Genomic DNA, 17,705 nt, shown 5'->3' with positions numbered 1-17,705 from the left:
TCAAACGGCCAGGATCAGGAAAATAGCCGGTCGTTTGTGCAGATCGATCGCCGGCTTTTTCTTCCAGTCAGCCACGGTGCGGCTGGCGATAGTCTCCGTTTCCAGCGTCAGATTGACCGCTACGCAAACGAGCGTGGACGGCGCGCACGTCGCCAGCAGCGTGTCGAGCAACGCGCGATTCCGATAGGGCGTTTCGATAAAGATCTGCGTTTGCTTGCCTTTGCGCGACAGTTGCTCCAGGTCTCGCAGACGCTTGGCGCGCTCCGCGGCGTCGACCGGCAGATAGCCGTGGAACGCGAAGCTCTGCCCGTTGAGCCCGGAAGCCATCAACGCCAACAGAATCGAACTCGGGCCGACAAACGGCACGACCTTCACGCCGCGCTCGTGCGCGCGGCGCACCAGCAGCGCGCCGGGGTCGGCGACCGCCGGGCAGCCCGCTTCGGAAACCAGACCCGCGTCCGTGCCGCCGAGAAGCGGCGCGAGCAGCTTGTCGATCTCGCCAGCCGGCGTATTCACATTCAGTTCGCGGATCTCGATTTCCTGGATCGGCCGTTCCGTGCCGACCTTCTTGAGGAAAGCGCGCGTGGTTTTCGCGTTTTCGCCAATGTAATAGTGAAGCGAGGCGGCGCGGGCGCGTACCGGCGCGGGCAGAACGGCGTCGAGCGCCTCGGCGTCGCCTTCGCCCAGCGTGTTCGGAATCAGATAGAGCGTGCCGCTCATTGAGCCCCCAATAGTGGATAACCCACCGCGAGCAGCATGCGCGACAGCGCGATCAACGGCAGGCCGACGAGCGCGGTCGGGTCGTCGGAATGGATGGCCTCGAGCAAGGCGATGCCGAGCCCTTCGGATTTGGCGCTACCCGCAACGTCGTACGGCGTTTCGGCTAGCAGGTAGGCTTCCAGCGTCGAGTCCGGAAGATCGCGGAAATGCACGCGGGTAATCACGTCGACCGCTTGTACGTTTCCCGAGCGGCTGTCGAACAGACACAGTGCACTATGAAACAGCACTTCGCGGCCGCGCATCGCCTGCAACTGGGCGAGCGCCTTGTCGTGCGATCCCGGCTTGCCGATCTGCAGACCGTCGTAAGTGGCGACCTGGTCGGAGCCGATCACGAGCGCCGCTTCACCGGCGCCGAGTCCGCCGGCTACCGCGCGAGCTTTGGCTTGCGCGAGCCGCAGCGCGGTGACTTCGGGCGTTTCGCCGGCGCGCGGCGTCTCGTCGATCGCGGGCACGACGACATCGAACGGCACGCGCAGACGTTCGAGCAGTTCGCGACGGTAAGGCGAACTCGACGCCAGAATCAGGCGTGGCGGGCGATTGGGGGAGTCTGGCATGGGCAATCAACGGCTAGAGAGGCAGGGCGTACGGGGTTGCGCGAAGCTCGCGCGCGTACGGGCTTAAGTGTTTGACTCGAAAAGACAAAACGGATATGATTTTGGGCTTTTCATCGGTATGCTTGCGCTAAGCGGGTCTCGGCGTGTGTCAACTGCGGTGCTAACTGCAGGCGATACATGGGTCTCGCGGGCTGTCTTGCAAATCAGTTATACCTCGCGGTTTATACCCGGCGAAATCTTTGCCGACGCAGGAGCGCACATGACTCAACATCCTGGCAACCCTGCAGGTCTGTCCGACCCGCACGATATCGATCTGTTCGAATTTGCGCGGAGTGGGCGTCAGGCCGCGGGTGTCGTGCGCGTCTCGCAACTGCCGCGCATGTTAAACGAAGTCCCGGCAGAAGCGCCAGACCGCGATACCGCGTTCACCTGGCAAGCCGAAGGCACGACGCAGCCGGAATTGCAGGACGACGGCACCGAGGGTCCCCAGCCTTATTTGAGGATGGCGATTCACGGCGCTGCATGGCTCGAATGTCAGCGGTGCATGACACCGTACTTGCAGGCATTCAACGTCGATGCGACTTACCGGATCGTCAACACTGAGGCGGAAGCCGAAGAGTTTCCGCTCGACGAGGATGAAGTCGAAGTGATCGTGGGTTCGAACCATTTCGATCTCATCGACTTGATCGAAGAAGAGTTGCTGCTTTCCTTGCCGCTCGTGCCCAAGCACGAGGTCTGCCCCAAAGTGCACGAGAGTCTCGTCTCTGGTGTGGCCGGTGCCGAAGGCGAGGGCGACGAGGGCGCACTGGACGAAGCTGGCGAGGGCGGCGAGCCCGAACGGCCCAATCCGTTTGCGGCGCTCCAGAGTCTGAAGCGCGGTGAGCCGGACGACAAGAAGCACTGAACAGTTGCATGGGAGCGCGATGCGGGCGCATTGGCCATTCGGCCAGTGGCGGAGACCGGATCGGGCTGTGTTAGAATTCGGAAAATTTTTAGGAGTTAGTCATGGCAGTTCAACAAAATAAGAAGTCGCCGTCGAAGCGCGGCATGCACCGTTCGCACGATTTCCTGACGGCAGCGCCGCTGGCCGTGGAACCGAGCACGGGCGAAGTGCATCTGCGTCACCACGTGAGCCCGAACGGCTACTATCGCGGCAAGAAAGTCGTCAAGACGAAGAACGATTAATCGTTTCACTGCGCGTTTCGTTGCGTGTCGCCCTGTGGCGTTTCGCGTGGCGATCGGCTCGCTTGACATTTTCCCGGCTCGGCAAAAAGGCGGCATTCAATTGCCGCTTTTTTATGTCGATCGCAGTTGGCGCTTTGGCGCTTGCTATGATCCCATGCAGGGCGTCTGAAATTCGTCGCACTCCATGACAGTAAAGCTCACGATAGATTGCATGGGAGGCGACCACGGCCCGTCCGTGACCGTTCCCGCTGCCGTCAACTTCGTTCGTTCGCATCCCGACGCGCAATTGCTGCTCGTCGGCATTGAAAGTGCGATTCGTGCGCAGCTGAAAAAGTTGAAGGCTCAGGACCTGCCGGCGCTGACCGTCGTATCCGCTTCCGAGATCGTCGCCATGGACGATCCGGTCGAAGTCGCGCTGCGCAAGAAAAAAGATTCGTCCATGCGCGTGGCGCTGAACCGCGTCAAGGAAGGCGAGGCGCAAGCCTGCATTTCCGCCGGCAACACCGGCGCGCTGATGGCCGTCTCGCGCTATGTGCTCAAAACGCTGTCGGGCATCGAACGCCCGGCCATCGCGTCGGCGCTACCCAATCCCAATGGCTACACGATGATGCTCGACCTGGGCGCCAACGTCGACTGCGAGCCGCAGCATCTGCTGCAATTCGCGGAGATGGGGCACGCGCTCGTGTCCGCGCTCGAGGGTAAGGATCGGCCCACTATCGGCCTGCTCAACATCGGCGAAGAAGTCATCAAGGGCAACGACACCATTAAACGTGCCGGCGAACTGCTGCGCGCGAGTACACTTAACTTTCACGGTAACGTTGAAGGTAACGATATCTTCAAGGGCACGGTCGACGTGATCGTTTGCGACGGTTTTGTCGGCAATGTCGCCCTGAAGACGTCGGAAGGCCTTGCGCAGATGCTGTCCAACATCATCAAGGAAGAGTTCGGCCGTTCGTGGCTCACCAAAGTGATGGCGGTGCTCGCCTTGCCGGTATTGATGCGCTTCAAGAAACGCGTCGATCATCGGCAATACAATGGCGCCGCGTTGCTCGGCCTGCGCGGGCTGGTGATCAAAAGCCACGGTTCGGCAGATGCTTACGGGTTTGAGTGGGCTATCAAACGCGGGTATGATGCCGTCAAAAACGGCGTGCTGGAACGCCTTGCGCGAGCGATGGAAGAGAATGCGGGTTCTCTCGAACAGGCGGCGCGCGACGCGAGCGGTGCGGGTCACGCAAGCCCGATCGCAGGCCAGCCCGCCGAGCCCTACGCTGCGCAATCCTCGAAGGCATAATGGCTCAATCGACAATTTATTCCCGCGTGCTGGGCACCGGCAGCTATCTGCCGTCCCAACGCGTCACCAATCAGGATCTGGCCGAACGTCTCGCCAAGCAGGGCGTGGAGACGAGCGACGAGTGGATCGTCGCTCGCACGGGCATTCATGCGCGCCACTTCGCGGACCCTGATGTCACGACCAGCGATCTGGCGCTCATCGCTTCGCAACGCGCGATCGAAGCCGCGGATATCGACCCGCAGTCGATCGATCTGATCATCGTCGCCACCTCCACGCCGGACTTCGTGTTCCCGAGCACGGCGTGCCTGTTGCAAAACAAGCTCGGCATCAAGAATCACGGCGCGGCATTCGACGTGCAGGCCGTCTGTTCCGGGTTTGCTTATGCGGTCGCCACGGCGGACAGCTTCATTCGCAGCGGTCAGCATCGCACGGCGCTCGTGATCGGTGCGGAAACCTTCTCACGCATTCTCGACTTCAACGACCGCACCACGTGCGTACTGTTCGGCGACGGCGCGGGCGCGGTGATCCTGCAGGCGTCCGAAGAACCGGGCGTGCTGGCAAGCGCGTTGCACGCGGATGGCAGCCATTCGAACATTCTCTGCACGCCGGGCAACGTGAATGGCGGTGTGGTGGCCGGTAGCGCGTTCCTGCATATGGACGGCCAGGCCGTGTTCAAGCTCGCCGTCAACGTGCTCGAAAAGGTCGCGGTCGAAGCGCTCGAGAAAGCCAATCTGTCGGCTGAACAGGTCGACTGGCTGATTCCGCATCAGGCGAATATCCGCATCATGCAAAGCACCTGCCGCAAGCTCGGCTTGCCGCAGGAACGCATGGTCGTCACGGTGGGCGAGCACGGCAACACGTCGGCTGCGTCCATTCCGCTCGCATTCGACGTCGCGGTGCGGGACGGCCGCATCAAGCGCGGCCAGAACGTGCTGATCGAAGGTGTCGGCGGCGGCTTCACGTGGGGCGCGTCGGTTATCCGCTACTGATAGCGGCGACGTTATGGCGAGCGCGCTTCGCGGCGCTCGACTACGCTTGAGCGCGCTCGCTCGCCAGTCAACTGGGCGCGCCACCCACATCTGACTAAATCGATTTTGGGGACGATATGAAATTTGCGTTCGTTTTTCCTGGGCAAGGTTCGCAGTCGGTCGGCATGCTCAACGCATTCGCCGATCACGCGGTCGTGCGTGAAACGGTTCAGGAAGCCTCCGATGCGCTTAATCAGGACCTCGGCAAGCTGATCGCCGAAGGCCCCACCGAAGATCTGAACCTCACCACCAACACCCAGCCGGTCATGCTGACCGCCGCTTACGCGATGTATCGCGCTTGGCTGCAGGCTGGCGGCCCGAAGCCGGCGCTCGTCGCGGGCCACAGCCTCGGCGAATACACGGCGCTGGTCGCGGCGGGCGCGATCGCGTTTCGCGATGCCGTGCCGCTCGTGCGTTTTCGCGCGCAAGCCATGCAAACGGCCGTGCCGGTCGGTGAAGGCGGCATGGCCGCGATTCTCGGTCTCGACGACGACACGGTGCGCGCGGTGTGTGCCGAAGCGTCGGTCGCGGGCGTCGTCGAAGCGGTGAATTTCAATGCGCCGGCGCAGGTTGTGATCGCGGGCCACAAAGCCGCGGTCGAAAAGGCTTGCGAAGTCGCCAAGGCGAAGGGCGCGAAGCGCGCTTTGCCGCTGCCGGTCTCGGCGCCGTTTCACTCGTCGCTGCTCAAGCCGGCCTCGGATCAGCTGCGTGAGTATCTGGCAAGTGTCGACGTGCAGGTGCCGGCGATTCCGGTGATCAACAACGTCGACGTCGCCGTGGTCAACGAGCCGGCCGGGATCAAGGACGCATTGGTACGCCAGGCGGCCGGCGCGGTGCGTTGGGTCGAAAGCGTGCAGGCCATGTCGGCGCAAGGCGTCACGCACGTGATCGAATGCGGTCCGGGCAAGGTCCTTGCGGGTCTGACCAAGCGCATCGACGGCAACCTGGTTGGTGCTTCGATTTTCGATCCGGCTTCGCTCGAAGAAACGCTCAAACTCGTGAAGGCAGGCTGAACGCAACGTCGCGCGGCACCTGGCAGCAGGCGCTTCGCGACGGCATCAGGGCTGCGCATCAAGAATCAATCAGCCCTCCGAAGGGCATCCGGACTGACAGATGGAAAAGACTCTCGACAAGCAGATCGCAATCGTCACCGGCGCGTCGCGCGGCATTGGCCGTGCGATCGCCATGGAACTGGCGCGCCAGGGCGCGACGGTGATCGGCACGGCGACCAGCGAAAGCGGCGCGACCGCCATCAGCGAAGCGTTTAACGCGGCCGGCGTGAACGGCCGCGGCGCGGTGCTCAACGTGAACGACGCGGCTGCGGCGGAAGCGCTGATCGACGGCACGGTAAAGGAATTCGGCGCACTGCACGTGCTGGTGAACAACGCCGGCATCACGCAGGATCAACTCGCCATGCGTATGAAGGACGACGATTGGGACGCGGTGGTCGACACCAATCTCAAGTCGGTGTTCCGTCTGTCGCGCGCGGTGCTGCGTCCCATGATGAAGGCCAAGGGCGGCCGCATCATCAACATCACGTCGGTGGTCGGCTCGGCCGGTAACCCTGGGCAGATCAATTACGCGGCCGCGAAAGCGGGCGTGGCGGGCATGACCCGCGCGCTCGCACGCGAGATCGGCAGCCGCGGCATCACGGTGAATTGCGTGGCGCCGGGCTTCATCGATACCGACATGACCAAGACTCTGCCGGAAGAGCAGCAAGCGGCGCTGAAAACGCAGATTCCGCTGGGCCGCCTCGGCAGCCCGGAAGATATTGCGCACGCCGTGGCGTTTCTGGCATCGCCGCAAGCCGGGTATATCACCGGCACGACACTGCATGTGAACGGCGGAATGTACATGGCGTAACCAAATTCGGTTACTATCCGCGCCTTGATGCGTTTGTAAATGCGTAAGGCGCATGCCTTGACAGCAACCCGATGCGCCGCTTTTTTGCCGGGTCAAACCTGATAAAATGCGCGCACCTGTATTTTTGAACTTCTTTTCCCTTGGAGGGGTAATGGACAATATCGAACAGCGCGTCAAGAAGATTGTCGCAGAACAACTGGGCGTTGCAGAAGCTGAGATCAAGAACGAAGCTTCGTTCGTGAACGACCTCGGCGCCGACTCGCTCGACACCGTTGAGCTCGTGATGGCCCTCGAAGACGAATTCGGCATGGAAATTCCGGATGAAGAAGCCGAGAAGATCACCACCGTTCAGCAAGCGATCGACTACGCTCGCGCGAACGTCAAGGCCTAAGGTCATTCGCGCCCGCGTTTCTGCGTTGGCGGCGTATGACGCTCTGCCGTGTCGGTTGCCGACGCCAGCAGGGTTGGCGTTTTTTGCCGCGCGTTTTGCCAAGCAGGAGCCAGCGATGTTGACTGCGCAATTTTTCGCGCGATTGCCGAGTTAAACAGCCACAGGGCATACAGGGCAAGTTCCTGTGGCCGCTGTGGCTTTTGCTTTTGTCATCTATGAAAAAGGGGTTACCGTGAGCCGCCGTCGTGTTGTTGTTACAGGCCTGGGGCTGATTTCGCCTGTTGGCAATAATGTTGCCGACGGCTGGGCCAATCTGGTCGCCGGCAAGTCAGGTATTGCCAATATCACGAAGTTCGATGCATCGAACTTTTCGACTCGTTTCGCCGGCGAGGTGAAGGGCTTCAATATCGAGGACTACATCCCCGGTAAGGAAGCGCGCCACATGGATACGTTCATCCATTACGGCGTGGCTGCAGGCATCCAGGCGATGCAGGACAGCGGCCTTGAAGTCACCGACGAAAATTCGGAGCGTATCGGCGTGGTGGTCGGTTCGGGCATCGGCGGTCTGCCGATGATCGAAGTGACGCAAACCGAACTGCTCAATCGCGGCCCGCGCCGGATTTCGCCGTTCTTCGTGCCGGCGTCGATCATCAACATGATCTCCGGGCATCTGTCGATCAAGTTCGGCATCAAAGGTCCGAATCTGGCGATCGTCACCGCCTGTACCACCGGCCTGCACTGTATCGGCGAGGCTTCGCGCCTGATCGAATACGGCGACGCCGACGTGATGATCGCGGGCGGTGCGGAATCGACCGTGTCGCCGCTCGGTATCGGCGGCTTTGCGGCGGCGCGCGCGCTGTCGCAACGCAATGACGATCCGGCAACGGCGAGCCGTCCGTGGGACAAGGATCGCGACGGTTTCGTGCTGGGCGAGGGCGCCGGCGTGATGGTGCTCGAAGAGTACGAACACGCGAAGGCGCGCGGCGCGAAGATTTACGCCGAAGTCAGCGGCTATGGGATGAGCGGCGACGCCTATCACATGACCGCGCCGCTGGAAGACGGCGACGGCGCCCGCCGCTGTATGCTGGCTGCGTTGAAGAACGCGGGCATCAACACGGATCAGGTGAACTACCTGAACGCGCACGGCACGTCCACGCCGCTTGGCGACCTGGCCGAAACAACCGGCATCAAGCGCGCTTTCGGCGACCACGCCAAAGACATGGTCGTGAACTCGACCAAGTCGATGACGGGTCACCTGCTGGGCGGCGCCGGCGGTCTGGAGTCGGTGTTCACCGTGCTGGCCGTGCATCATCAGGTGTCGCCGCCGACGATCAACATCTTCAACCAGGATCCCGAGTGCGACCTGGACTACTGCGCCAACACCGCGCGGGAGATGAAGATCGACGTCGCGCTGAAGAACTCGTTCGGGTTCGGCGGCACGAACGGCACGCTGGTCTTCAAGCGCGCCTGATCGACTGATCGTTGGTGACGCGCCAGTCGACGGCGCCGGCTCTGCCGGCGCTTTCCCCTGAATCGGCCACGCCCGACGGAGCGCCGCAGCGGATTGCGCTGCGGCGCTCCGTCGCCATCTGGGCTGCAATGGGGGGTTTCGTTGTGACGGCGACTTTGGCCGTCTTTGCTTGCCTCGCGCCGCATCTGGGTGCGTGGCAAGCAGTTCCGTTGACGCTCGCCGTGTGGGCGTTGCTCGCGCTTTGCGCGCTCCGGTACGAGCGCACGCGGCCCGTTGCGCTGAAAATCGGGCCGGACGACTTGTCCGTCTGGGGCCGCACCGGCGCGCTGATGGCGCAAGGCCGCATCGCCGGTTGTTCGCAGTGGAGCGGCCGCTTGCTGATTCTGGCGCTGATGCCGGAACGGGGGCGCTCGCGCACTTTGCTGCTTGCCGCCGACGCACTCCCGGCCCCCATCTTCCGGGAACTGGCCGTGCTGGGCCGGCGTAGCGCCGGCGCCTGACTGTAACGACTGTAACCGCTGTTACCGGCGTAACGTGCCCAGATGACGGGAACGCTACAATGGTGCCCCGCCATGCGCCCTATAGTTAACGGATTTATCAGGTGAGCGAAAAAGAAATTGATCAGGTGCTGGTCGAGCGCGTCCAGAAGGGCGACAAGGCCGCGTTCGAGCTTCTGGTCTCCAAATACCACCGCAAGATTCTCCGGCTGATCTCGCGCCTCGTGCGGGACCCCGCCGAAGTGGAAGACGTGGCTCAGGACGCCTTTATCAAGGCGTATCGGGCATTGCCGCAGTTTCGCGGCGAATCGGCCTTTTATACGTGGTTGTACCGGATTGCCGTCAACACGGCAAAGAACTACCTTGCGACCCAAGGGCGGCGCGCGCCGACCTCGACCGAAGCAGATGCTGAAGAAGCTGAAACTTTCTCGGACGCGGACCAACTAAGGGATATCAACACGCCTGAGTCGATGTTGATGAGCAAGCAGATCGCTGAGACGGTCAATGCTGCGATGGCGGTTTTACCGGAAGAGTTGCGCACCGCCATTACTCTTCGTGAAATTGAAGGTTTGAGCTACGAGGAAATCGCTGAGATGATGGGTTGCCCAATTGGCACAGTCAGATCACGAATTTTCCGCGCTCGCGAAGCCATTGCGGCAAAATTGCGTCCGTTGCTTGACACACCTGAAGGCAAGCGCTGGTAAACCACCAGCCTGCCGAACGGAGCGCGGGTGCAATATCTGGATTAGTGGTGTCACTACGGGGTATTTGTAAGATGGGGAGCATCATGGGGTCGGTCTCGATGCAATCGCAAGCCAGCTCGCGCGGCGAGCGTCTGTCCGCTTTTGTCGACGGTGAGCTGTTCGGCGAAGAGCATCTGAATCTGGATACGTTTATTTCCGGGCTGAATGGCGAGGATCGCACCGCCTGGTCGAGCTATCACCTGATCGGCGACGCGTTGCGTTCGGACGATCTGGCGGTCAGCCCGGCGGCAAGCAGCGCGTTCCTGAACGGTTTTGCCGCGCGTTTCGACAACGAGCCGCACGTGCTGGCGCCTGCCGCCATGCCGGTCGCACGTCGTTTGCTGGCGCTGCGCCGCCGTGTCGTGCCGGCCTTTGCCGTCGCAGCCGCCGCCGCCACGCTGACGTGGATCGTCGTGCCGCAACTGCAAGGCGTGCCGGGCGGTCCGGGCACGGCGCAACTCGCGTCGGCCCAGTCGCATGGCGACGCGCTGCAACGTGTGGCCATGGCTTCGGTGCCGGCGGCTACGGTCCAGCCGGCCGTGCAGGACGCCAACATCATTCGTGACGCCAGTCTCGACCAGTATCTGGAAGCTCACCAGCAATTCGCGCAACAACCGGTCATGCCGGGCTCGATGCCGCTGATTCGCGCTGCCGCAGTCTCTACGCAAGGCCAATAGTTTGATGCAGACTCCGCGGTTGAATAGAACGACTATCTGGGGGCGGCTGCCGGCATTTCTTTTCTGCGCAGCCGTATTGCTGTCCGCTACACCGCGGGTCTTTGCCCAAACCGACGATCCGCTCGTCGCCCGTCGCACGGCTGCGGATCTGCTCGATCGCATCCATCAGGCCGCGCAACAACAAAATTACGAGGGCGCGTTCGTCTACCAGCGCGGCAATTACGTTCAGACTTCGCGGATCGCGCACTATGCGACCCGCTCGGACGGCGAATTCGAGCAGCTCGAAAGCCTCGACGGCAAGCCGCGCAAAATGCTGCGTCATAACGAAGAGCTCTACACGTTCGTGCCAGAGCGGCATCTGTGCGTCGTCGAGAAGCGTCAGAACAAAGATTCGTTCCCCGCGCTGCTGGCCGTGAGTGGCGAGCAGGTGCTGTCGGTTTACGAGCCCAAGCTGCTCGGCGACGACCGCGTCGCGGGCGTCGACAGCCAGGTGATCGAACTCGATCCGAAAGACGCGTATCGCTTCGCCTACAAACTGTGGGCCGACAAGAAGACCGGCCTCCTGCTGCGTGCCCAAACGCTCGACCCGAATGGCCAGGTGCTCGAGCAACTGTCCTTTTCGCAGATTCGCATCGGCGTGCCGGTCGACAAGGCCGGCATCGTCAGCGGTATTCGTAATACCGCGGGTTGGACAGTGGTGCGTCCGCCCGTCGAGCCGGTCGACATGGCCGCGCAAGGCTGGCAGATCACGCCGACGGTGCCGGGCTTCCGTAAGATTCGTGAACTGCGCCGGCCCATGGCCGCGCGCGATCCGGGCCAGCCGACTATTCCGGTGGACCAGGCGGTGTTCTCCGATGGCCTCGCGGCCATTTCGGTGTTCGTCGAACCGGTCGAGAACAACACGCGCAAGGAAGGCGCGGGAAGCAGCGGCGCCACGCACGTGCTCGTCAAGCGTCGCGGTGACTTCTGGATTACTCTGCTTGGTGAAGTGCCCCAGACCACATTACAGCAATTTGCGTCTGCCATAGAATACAAGGCTCCGAAGTAATCCTCCGAATCCTGAATCCCTCGGCTTGCTACGATATGACGACTTTCTCGGTGCGCAAATTCCTCGCGGCCGCGGTGGTAGCGGCGTGTTTGCCGCTCGTGCCGCATATGGCGTCGGCGGCTCCCGCCGCCAATCTGCCCGACTTCACTGATCTGGTCGACAAGGTCGGCCCGGCGGTCGTCAACATTCGCACGACTACACGCGTCTCGAACAGCGGTGCTCGCGGCGGGCTGCCGCCAGGTATGGACGACGGTGACATGTCGGAATTTTTCCGGCGCTTCTTCGGCATTCCGTTGCCGCAGTCGCCGCAATCGCCGGGTTCGCCAGGCACGCCGCGCGGCGGCGACAACGGCGGCAGTGGCGGCAGCCAGGACACGCCGGATAACAGCGACGCCGAGCAGAACAGCGGCGTCGGCTCGGGCTTCATCCTGTCGGCGGACGGCTACGTGATGACCAACGCGCACGTCGTCGACGACGCGGACACCATTTACGTCACGCTCACCGACAAGCGCGAATTCAAGGCGAAGCTGATCGGCGTGGACGATCGGACCGATGTCGCCGTCGTGAAGATCAGTGCTGCGAATCTGCCAACCATCACGATCGGCGACTCGAACAAGGTGCGCGTGGGCGAGTGGGTGGTCGCGATCGGCTCGCCATTCGGTCTCGAGAACACGGTGACGGCCGGCATCGTCAGCGCGAAGGGGCGCGATACGGGCGACTATCTGCCGTTCATCCAGACCGACGTGGCTGTCAATCCTGGCAATTCGGGCGGTCCGCTGATCAACATGCAGGGCGAGGTGATCGGCATCAACTCGCAGATCTATAGCCGCACTGGCGGTTTCATGGGCATCTCGTTCGCGATTCCGATCGACGAGGCCATGCGCGTGGCCGATCAGTTGAAGGCGTCGGGCAAGGTCGTGCGCGGCCGCATTGCGGTGGCGATCGGCGAAGTGACCAAAGACGTGGCCGACTCGCTCGGCCTGCCGAAGGCGCAGGGCGCGCTGGTGAGCAGCGTCGAACCGGGCGGCCCGGCGGACAAAGCGGGCGTGCAGCCGGGCGACATCATCCTGAAGTTCAACGGCCATTCGGTCGACACGGCAACGGATCTGCCGCGCATGGTCGGCGACACGAAGCCGGGCACCAAGTCGACGATCACGATCTGGCGCAAGGGCCAGACGCGCGATCTGCCGGTGACGATCGCCGAGATGCAGCCGGATAAATCGGCCAAGGCGGATCAGAAGAAGCCGCAGCCGCCGAAGCAGCGCGCCACGAACGCGCTGGGTGTGGCCGTCAGCGATATCCCGGCCGATCAGCTGAAGGCGCTGAAGCTGCGCAACGGCGTGCAGATCGACGCCGTGGACGGTCCCGCAGCACGCGTCGGCTTGCAAAAGGGCGACATCATTCTGCGGGTGGGCGATACGGACATCACCAGCGCGAAGCAGTTCGACGAAGTGAGCTCGCACCTCGATTCGCAGAAGATGGTCGCGCTGCTGGTTCGCCGCGGCGAGAACACGCAGTTCGTGCCGGTCCGCCCGCGCAGCGTCCAGAAATGACGAAGGCGGCGCCGCTCACGCTTTACGGGCGCGCGTGGTGCCACCTTTGCGACGACATGCGTGCCGCGCTCGAGCCCTTGCTGGCCGAGTTTGGCGCGCAGGTCGAAGTGATCGACGTCGACGCCGATCCGACACTGGAAGCTCGCTACAACGAACTGGTGCCGGTTCTGGTCTGCGACGGCGTTGAACTGTGTCACTATCACCTCGACGAAGCGCGGGTTCGTGCCGCGCTCGCCACACGGGTTGCGGCGACGCCCTGAGCTTGGCTCAAGGGTTCGAACACAGCGCCAACGCCGCGCCGTTCACACCACGTTTCACGCCTCTCCTGAGCCGTCTTTTCCGCCCGAGCTTCGCAAGATGCGCCGGGCGATAGCCTTTTCGGCTAAAATAGATAGGTTTTTCACCTACTTACAAGGCGTGCTCCGCTATTGTCCGAGCGCGCCTTTTTTGCTTGATCGGCACTGAATGGATCATATTCGTAACTTCTCGATCATTGCGCACATCGACCATGGCAAGTCGACGCTCGCCGATCGCATCATCCAGATTTGCGGCGGCCTGTCCGACCGCGAGATGGAATCTCAAGTGCTCGATTCGATGGATCTCGAACGCGAGCGCGGCATCACGATCAAGGCACAAACCGCCGCACTGACATACAAGGCCCGTGACGGGCAAGTCTACAACCTGAACATGATCGACACGCCGGGCCACGTCGACTTCTCGTACGAAGTCAGCCGCTCGCTGTCCGCATGCGAAGGCGCGCTGCTGGTCGTCGACGCGAGCCAGGGCGTGGAAGCGCAAACCGTCGCCAACTGCTACACGGCGATCGAACTCGGCGTCGACGTGATTCCGGTGCTCAACAAGATCGATCTGCCGGCGGCAAATCCTGAAAACGCAATCGCCGAAATCGAAGACGTGATCGGCATCGACGCAACCGACGCGACGCATTGCAGCGCGAAGACCGGCCTCGGCGTCGAAGACGTGCTCGAAGCGCTGATCGCCAAAGTGCCGCCGCCCAAGGGCGATCCGGAAGCGCCGTTGCAGGCGCTGATCATCGACTCGTGGTTCGACAACTACGTCGGCGTCGTGATGCTGGTGCGCATCGTCAACGGCACGCTGCGTCCCAAGGACAAGATCCGCATGATGGCGACCGGCGCGCAGTATCCGGTCGAGCACGTCGGCGTGTTCACGCCGAAGTCGAAGAATCTCGAATCGCTGTCGGCCGGGCAGGTGGGCTTCATCATCGCCGGCATCAAGGAATTGGCCGCGGCGAAGGTGGGCGACACCGTCACGCTGGTGAACCGTCCGGCGCCCGAACCGCTGCCGGGTTTCAAGGAAGTGAAGCCGCAGGTGTTCGCCGGTCTCTATCCGGTCGAAGCGAACCAGTACGACGCGCTGCGCGATTCGCTGGAAAAGCTGAAGCTGAACGACGCCTCGCTGATGTACGAGCCGGAAGTGTCGCAAGCACTTGGTTTCGGGTTCCGCTGCGGCTTCCTCGGGCTGCTGCACATGGAGATCGTGCAGGAACGTCTCGAGCGCGAGTTCGACATGGACCTGATCACCACGGCGCCGACCGTGGTGTACGAAGTCCTGCAACGCGACGGCACGACCATCATGGTCGAGAATCCGGCCAAGATGCCGGAGCCGTCGAAGATCGAAGAAGTGCGCGAACCGATCGTCACCGTGAATCTGTACATGCCGCAAGACTACGTCGGCTCGGTGATCACGCTGTGTACGCAAAAGCGCGGCACGCAGATCAACATGCAGTATCACGGCCGTCAGGTGCAGTTGACCTACGAAATCCCAATGGGCGAGGTCGTGCTCGATTTCTTCGACCGTCTGAAGTCGATTTCGCGCGGCTATGCGTCGATGGATTACGAGTTCAAGGAATACCGCGCGGCCGACGTCGTGAAGGTCGACATGCTGATCAACGGCGACAAGGTCGACGCGCTGTCGGTCATCGTGCACCGCTCGCAAAGCCAGTATCGCGGCCGCGAAGTGGCGTCGAAAATGCGTGAACTGATTCCGCGTCAAATGTACGACGTCGCGATTCAGGCCACCATCGGCGCGAACATTATCGCGCGCGAGAACATTAAAGCGTTGCGTAAGAACGTGCTGGCAAAATGCTACGGCGGCGACATTTCTCGTAAGAAGAAGCTGCTGGAAAAGCAAAAGGCAGGCAAGAAGCGAATGAAGCAGGTGGGATCGGTCGAGATTCCGCAAGAGGCTTTCCTCGCGATCCTGCGTGTCGAAGACAAATAAGACGAACAACGGAACCCTATGAATTTTGCGCTGATTCTTTTTGTGCTCGTCATTTTGACGGGCGTCGCATGGGTCGCAGACAAACTGGTTTTCATGCCGCAACGGCGCCGCGCGGCGGAAGCCGCGGTCGCCGAGTTCGACCGCCAGCAGGCACGCATCGGCGAGCGTTTCGCCGACGAAAACGCGGCGCAAACGCGCGCGCGTCTGCGTGACGACAAGCTGCGTCAACCGTGGTGGCTCGAGTATTCAGCGAGCTTTTTCCCGGTGATTCTGGTGGTGTTCGTGGTGCGCTCGTTCGTGGTCGAGCCGTTCAAGATTCCTTCGGGTTCGATGGTGCCGACGCTGCTGGTGGGCGACTTCATCCTCGTGAATAAATTCGACTACGGCATCCGTCTGCCGATCACCAACACGAAGATGACCGAAGGCCGCCCGCTCCAACGCGGCGACGTGGTGGTGTTCCGCTACCCGAAAGACGAATCGGTCGACTACATCAAGCGCGTGATCGGCCTGCCGGGCGACACCGTTGCGTATCAGGACAAGCAGCTCACGATCAACGGCAAGCCGGTGCCGGAAACGCCGCTGCCCGATTACCTCGACGACGAACGCATGGGTTACGCGAAGCAGTTCGAAGAAGATATCGACGGCCGCAAGAACGCGATTCTGAACAATTCGGCCGTGCCGCCGTTCATCGTCGGCGCCGAAGATTATCCGTATCGCGATAACTGCACGTACAACGCACGCGGCGTAATCTGCAAGGTGCCGCCGGGCAACTACTTCATGATGGGCGACAACCGCGATAACAGCGCGGACAGCCGTTATTGGGGCTTCGCGCCGGACAAGAATATCGTCGGCCGCGCGTTTTTTATCTGGATGAACTTCAGCAATCTGAAACGCATCGGCTCATTCAACTGAGTTCGCGTGCGTCGATTGCACGACACGCCGCGCGGTTGGCCTTCACCAGGTCACGTGAGCCGCGGCGTGTTATCACGCTACTTTAAGATCCCGCGGTAACGTCGCTTCACCACGCTTTTTCCGCTGGCCGTCCCGCGTTTTCGCCGGGTCTGGCGCCCGCGTTATACTCTGCCCATGCCCCTATCTCCGTTGGAAAGCCGTCTGCGCTACGAATTTCGCAATGCGGAATTGTTGCGCCAGGCTTTAACGCACCGCAGTCATAGCTCCACGCATAACGAACGGCTCGAGTTTCTCGGCGATTCCGTTCTGAATTGCGCGGTGGCTGCGCTTTTGTTCCAACGTTTCGGCAAACTGGACGAGGGCGACCTGTCGCGCGTCCGCGCCAATCTGGTCAAACAGCAGTCGCTTTACGAAATCGCTCAGGCCCTCAATATCTCCGAAGGCTTGCGGCTGGGGGAAGGCGAGTTGCGCAGCGGCGGCTTCCGCCGGCCCTCGATCCTCGCTGACACGCTCGAAGCGGTGCTGGGCGCAGTGTTCCTCGACGGCGGCTTCGAAGCCGCTCAGACGGTCATCAAGCGCCTTTACGTGCCTATTCTGGATCACATCGACCCACGCACGCTCGGCAAGGACGCCAAGACGCTGCTGCAGGAGTATCTGCAAGGCCACAAGATCGCGCTGCCGACCTACACGGTCGTCGCCACGCATGGTGCGGCGCACAATCAACAATTCGAAGTCGAATGCACGGTGCCGAAACTGGACGTGAAAGTCTCCGGTTCCGGCGCGAGCCGTCGCGCGGCGGAGCAGGCGGCGGCCAAGAAAGCGCTCGACGAAGTGATGGCCGCGGCGCCTGCCGTGGTCGCCAAGCCCAAGCGCTCGAAAGGCGCTCGCGCGGCGAAGAACGCCGAGCCGGAAATCGTCCCCGGCGTGACCGGTGTGCAGGCCGCGCTGGATTTGCGCAGCCCGGATCGCAAGAACGAGCGCGGAGCGGGGCGCGGTGAGTCCCGCGCCGCCGCCGCTGCGGAACCGGCAGCCGAGCGCCCGCCGCTGACAGCCGCCGCTGCGCCGTTGGCGGTGATTCGCGCCGCGCACGTGGAGTACAGCGGACAGGACAAAACTGAGCGCGCCGAGAAGGCAGAGAAGACGGCCGCTCACGCGGGCGACAAAGCCGCAGCTGACAAAGCCGCCGAAAAGCTCGACACCAAGGCCGCGGATGCGAAACCCGCCGAAGCCAAGTCCGCCGAAGCGAAACCAGAAGCCAAGCCGGAAGCCGCTGCGGTCCGCAGCGTCGACAAACACCGCAGTCGCGAAGCCACAGCCGGTCCCGCCGTGCCCGCGCCGAGCGCAGCAGCGGCGCCGACCGAACACGAACCCGGCGTAGCCGACGCGGTGCAAACGCGCGTCGCCGACGCGGGCCATTGATTGCCATCGGCGCGCCATTCCCGCGCGTCGATCT

The 17,705-nt window shown here is 62.3% G+C and carries 19 protein-coding genes; 17 read left to right on the top strand and 2 right to left on the bottom strand.

What is annotated here, in order from left to right:
- Together ACQKRQ_RS19330 and ACQKRQ_RS19325 are read right to left on the bottom strand one after the other, a co-directional pair.
- The gene (locus ACQKRQ_RS19330) at nucleotides 1-720 is read right to left on the bottom strand and encodes an SAM-dependent methyltransferase (RefSeq protein ID WP_427478801.1); all 720 of its coding nucleotides are present in this window, start codon (nucleotides 718-720) and stop codon (nucleotides 1-3) included.
- Entirely contained in the window at nucleotides 717-1,334 is a 618-nt protein-coding gene (locus ACQKRQ_RS19325; RefSeq protein ID WP_427478799.1) for a Maf-like protein, read from the bottom strand. Before ACQKRQ_RS19325 ends, ACQKRQ_RS19330 begins: the two co-directional genes overlap by 4 nt.
- Before the next feature lie 259 nt (nucleotides 1,335-1,593).
- Here ACQKRQ_RS19325 and ACQKRQ_RS19320 point away from each other — a divergent pair, with 259 nt between their 5' ends.
- From ACQKRQ_RS19320 to rnc, 17 genes are all read left to right on the top strand, one after another.
- Entirely contained in the window at nucleotides 1,594-2,238 is a 645-nt protein-coding gene (locus tag ACQKRQ_RS19320; protein ID WP_427478798.1) for a DUF177 domain-containing protein, read from the top strand.
- Between the two features lie 101 nt (nucleotides 2,239-2,339).
- The gene (gene rpmF, locus ACQKRQ_RS19315) at nucleotides 2,340-2,519 is read left to right on the top strand and encodes a 50S ribosomal protein L32 (protein WP_006051932.1); all 180 of its coding nucleotides are present in this window, start codon (nucleotides 2,340-2,342) and stop codon (nucleotides 2,517-2,519) included.
- Between the two features lie 184 nt (nucleotides 2,520-2,703).
- Nucleotides 2,704-3,810, top strand: coding sequence for a phosphate acyltransferase PlsX (plsX, locus tag ACQKRQ_RS19310; protein WP_408181047.1), 1,107 nt, complete (start codon nucleotides 2,704-2,706; stop codon nucleotides 3,808-3,810).
- Nucleotides 3,810-4,799 (top strand): beta-ketoacyl-ACP synthase III, encoded by a 990-nt coding sequence (locus ACQKRQ_RS19305; RefSeq protein ID WP_132373571.1) that lies wholly within the window; start codon nucleotides 3,810-3,812, stop codon nucleotides 4,797-4,799. Before plsX ends, ACQKRQ_RS19305 begins: the two co-directional genes overlap by 1 nt.
- 116 nt (nucleotides 4,800-4,915) lie before the next feature.
- Entirely contained in the window at nucleotides 4,916-5,851 is a 936-nt protein-coding gene (gene fabD, locus ACQKRQ_RS19300) for an ACP S-malonyltransferase (protein ID WP_132373572.1), read from the top strand.
- Between the two features lie 100 nt (nucleotides 5,852-5,951).
- Nucleotides 5,952-6,701: a 3-oxoacyl-ACP reductase FabG gene (fabG, locus tag ACQKRQ_RS19295; protein WP_427478795.1), complete on the top strand. Its 750-nt coding sequence runs from the start codon at nucleotides 5,952-5,954 to the stop codon at nucleotides 6,699-6,701.
- A 151-nt stretch (nucleotides 6,702-6,852) separates the two neighbouring features.
- Nucleotides 6,853-7,092, top strand: a complete 240-nt coding sequence (acpP, locus tag ACQKRQ_RS19290; RefSeq protein ID WP_004197638.1) for an acyl carrier protein — start codon at nucleotides 6,853-6,855, stop codon at nucleotides 7,090-7,092.
- A 232-nt stretch (nucleotides 7,093-7,324) separates the two neighbouring features.
- Nucleotides 7,325-8,563: a beta-ketoacyl-ACP synthase II gene (fabF, locus tag ACQKRQ_RS19285; RefSeq protein WP_132373574.1), complete on the top strand. Its 1,239-nt coding sequence runs from the start codon at nucleotides 7,325-7,327 to the stop codon at nucleotides 8,561-8,563.
- A 14-nt stretch (nucleotides 8,564-8,577) separates the two neighbouring features.
- Nucleotides 8,578-9,063, top strand: coding sequence for a hypothetical protein (locus tag ACQKRQ_RS19280; protein ID WP_427478790.1), 486 nt, complete (start codon nucleotides 8,578-8,580; stop codon nucleotides 9,061-9,063).
- A gap of 101 nt (nucleotides 9,064-9,164) precedes the next feature.
- Entirely contained in the window at nucleotides 9,165-9,764 is a 600-nt protein-coding gene (gene rpoE / locus ACQKRQ_RS19275) for an RNA polymerase sigma factor RpoE (protein ID WP_006051939.1), read from the top strand.
- An 83-nt stretch (nucleotides 9,765-9,847) separates the two neighbouring features.
- Nucleotides 9,848-10,480, top strand: coding sequence for a sigma-E factor negative regulatory protein (locus ACQKRQ_RS19270; RefSeq protein WP_427478788.1), 633 nt, complete (start codon nucleotides 9,848-9,850; stop codon nucleotides 10,478-10,480).
- 4 nt (nucleotides 10,481-10,484) lie between these two features.
- Nucleotides 10,485-11,528 carry a MucB/RseB C-terminal domain-containing protein gene (locus ACQKRQ_RS19265; RefSeq protein WP_427478786.1) on the top strand — a complete coding sequence of 348 codons (1,044 nt, stop codon included), beginning with the start codon at nucleotides 10,485-10,487 and terminating at the stop codon, nucleotides 11,526-11,528.
- Nucleotides 11,529-11,563: 35 nt separating this feature from the next.
- Nucleotides 11,564-13,081 carry a DegQ family serine endoprotease gene (locus ACQKRQ_RS19260; RefSeq protein ID WP_132373577.1) on the top strand — a complete coding sequence of 506 codons (1,518 nt, stop codon included), beginning with the start codon at nucleotides 11,564-11,566 and terminating at the stop codon, nucleotides 13,079-13,081.
- Complete coding sequence (locus ACQKRQ_RS19255) at nucleotides 13,078-13,341, top strand: glutaredoxin family protein (protein WP_427478784.1); 264 nt, start codon at nucleotides 13,078-13,080, stop codon at nucleotides 13,339-13,341. The genes ACQKRQ_RS19260 and ACQKRQ_RS19255 overlap by 4 nt, the downstream gene beginning before the upstream one ends.
- Nucleotides 13,342-13,546: 205 nt before the next feature.
- Complete coding sequence (gene lepA / locus ACQKRQ_RS19250; RefSeq protein ID WP_132373579.1) at nucleotides 13,547-15,340, top strand: translation elongation factor 4; 1,794 nt, start codon at nucleotides 13,547-13,549, stop codon at nucleotides 15,338-15,340.
- Between the two features lie 18 nt (nucleotides 15,341-15,358).
- On the top strand, nucleotides 15,359-16,252 hold the full coding sequence (gene lepB, locus ACQKRQ_RS19245; RefSeq protein ID WP_427478782.1) for a signal peptidase I: 894 nt from the start codon (nucleotides 15,359-15,361) through the stop codon (nucleotides 16,250-16,252).
- A gap of 174 nt (nucleotides 16,253-16,426) precedes the next feature.
- Nucleotides 16,427-17,671, top strand: a complete 1,245-nt coding sequence (gene rnc / locus ACQKRQ_RS19240; RefSeq protein ID WP_427478780.1) for a ribonuclease III — start codon at nucleotides 16,427-16,429, stop codon at nucleotides 17,669-17,671.
- Nucleotides 17,672-17,705: the final 34 nt, after the last annotated feature.

It is taken from the genome of Paraburkholderia sp. NPDC080076, assembly GCF_050281145.1.
Taxonomy (GTDB): domain Bacteria; phylum Pseudomonadota; class Gammaproteobacteria; order Burkholderiales; family Burkholderiaceae; genus Paraburkholderia.
The sequence above is the reverse complement of the archived record's forward strand: the minus strand, read 5'-3'. Positions and strand labels throughout refer to the sequence as shown.

Excerpts from the sequence above, each read along its gene's own strand:
- plsX (WP_408181047.1), top strand. The coding sequence starts at position 2,704 with ATGACAGTAAAGCTCACGATAGATTGCATGGGAGGCGACCACGGCCCG.
- ACQKRQ_RS19320 (WP_427478798.1), top strand. The coding sequence starts at position 1,594 with ATGACTCAACATCCTGGCAACCCTGCAGGTCTGTCCGACCCGCACGAT.
- ACQKRQ_RS19330 (WP_427478801.1), bottom strand. The coding sequence starts at position 720 with ATGAGCGGCACGCTCTATCTGATTCCGAACACGCTGGGCGAAGGCGAC.
- ACQKRQ_RS19255 (WP_427478784.1), top strand. The coding sequence starts at position 13,078 with ATGACGAAGGCGGCGCCGCTCACGCTTTACGGGCGCGCGTGGTGCCAC.
- lepA (WP_132373579.1), top strand. The coding sequence starts at position 13,547 with ATGGATCATATTCGTAACTTCTCGATCATTGCGCACATCGACCATGGC.
- ACQKRQ_RS19325 (WP_427478799.1), bottom strand. The coding sequence starts at position 1,334 with ATGCCAGACTCCCCCAATCGCCCGCCACGCCTGATTCTGGCGTCGAGT.
- ACQKRQ_RS19270 (WP_427478788.1), top strand. The coding sequence starts at position 9,848 with ATGGGGTCGGTCTCGATGCAATCGCAAGCCAGCTCGCGCGGCGAGCGT.
- lepB (WP_427478782.1), top strand. The coding sequence starts at position 15,359 with ATGAATTTTGCGCTGATTCTTTTTGTGCTCGTCATTTTGACGGGCGTC.
- ACQKRQ_RS19305 (WP_132373571.1), top strand. The coding sequence starts at position 3,810 with ATGGCTCAATCGACAATTTATTCCCGCGTGCTGGGCACCGGCAGCTAT.
- acpP (WP_004197638.1), top strand. The coding sequence starts at position 6,853 with ATGGACAATATCGAACAGCGCGTCAAGAAGATTGTCGCAGAACAACTG.
- rpmF (WP_006051932.1), top strand. The coding sequence starts at position 2,340 with ATGGCAGTTCAACAAAATAAGAAGTCGCCGTCGAAGCGCGGCATGCAC.
- ACQKRQ_RS19265 (WP_427478786.1), top strand. The coding sequence starts at position 10,485 with ATGCAGACTCCGCGGTTGAATAGAACGACTATCTGGGGGCGGCTGCCG.
- rnc (WP_427478780.1), top strand. The coding sequence starts at position 16,427 with ATGCCCCTATCTCCGTTGGAAAGCCGTCTGCGCTACGAATTTCGCAAT.
- ACQKRQ_RS19260 (WP_132373577.1), top strand. The coding sequence starts at position 11,564 with ATGACGACTTTCTCGGTGCGCAAATTCCTCGCGGCCGCGGTGGTAGCG.
- fabD (WP_132373572.1), top strand. The coding sequence starts at position 4,916 with ATGAAATTTGCGTTCGTTTTTCCTGGGCAAGGTTCGCAGTCGGTCGGC.
- fabG (WP_427478795.1), top strand. The coding sequence starts at position 5,952 with ATGGAAAAGACTCTCGACAAGCAGATCGCAATCGTCACCGGCGCGTCG.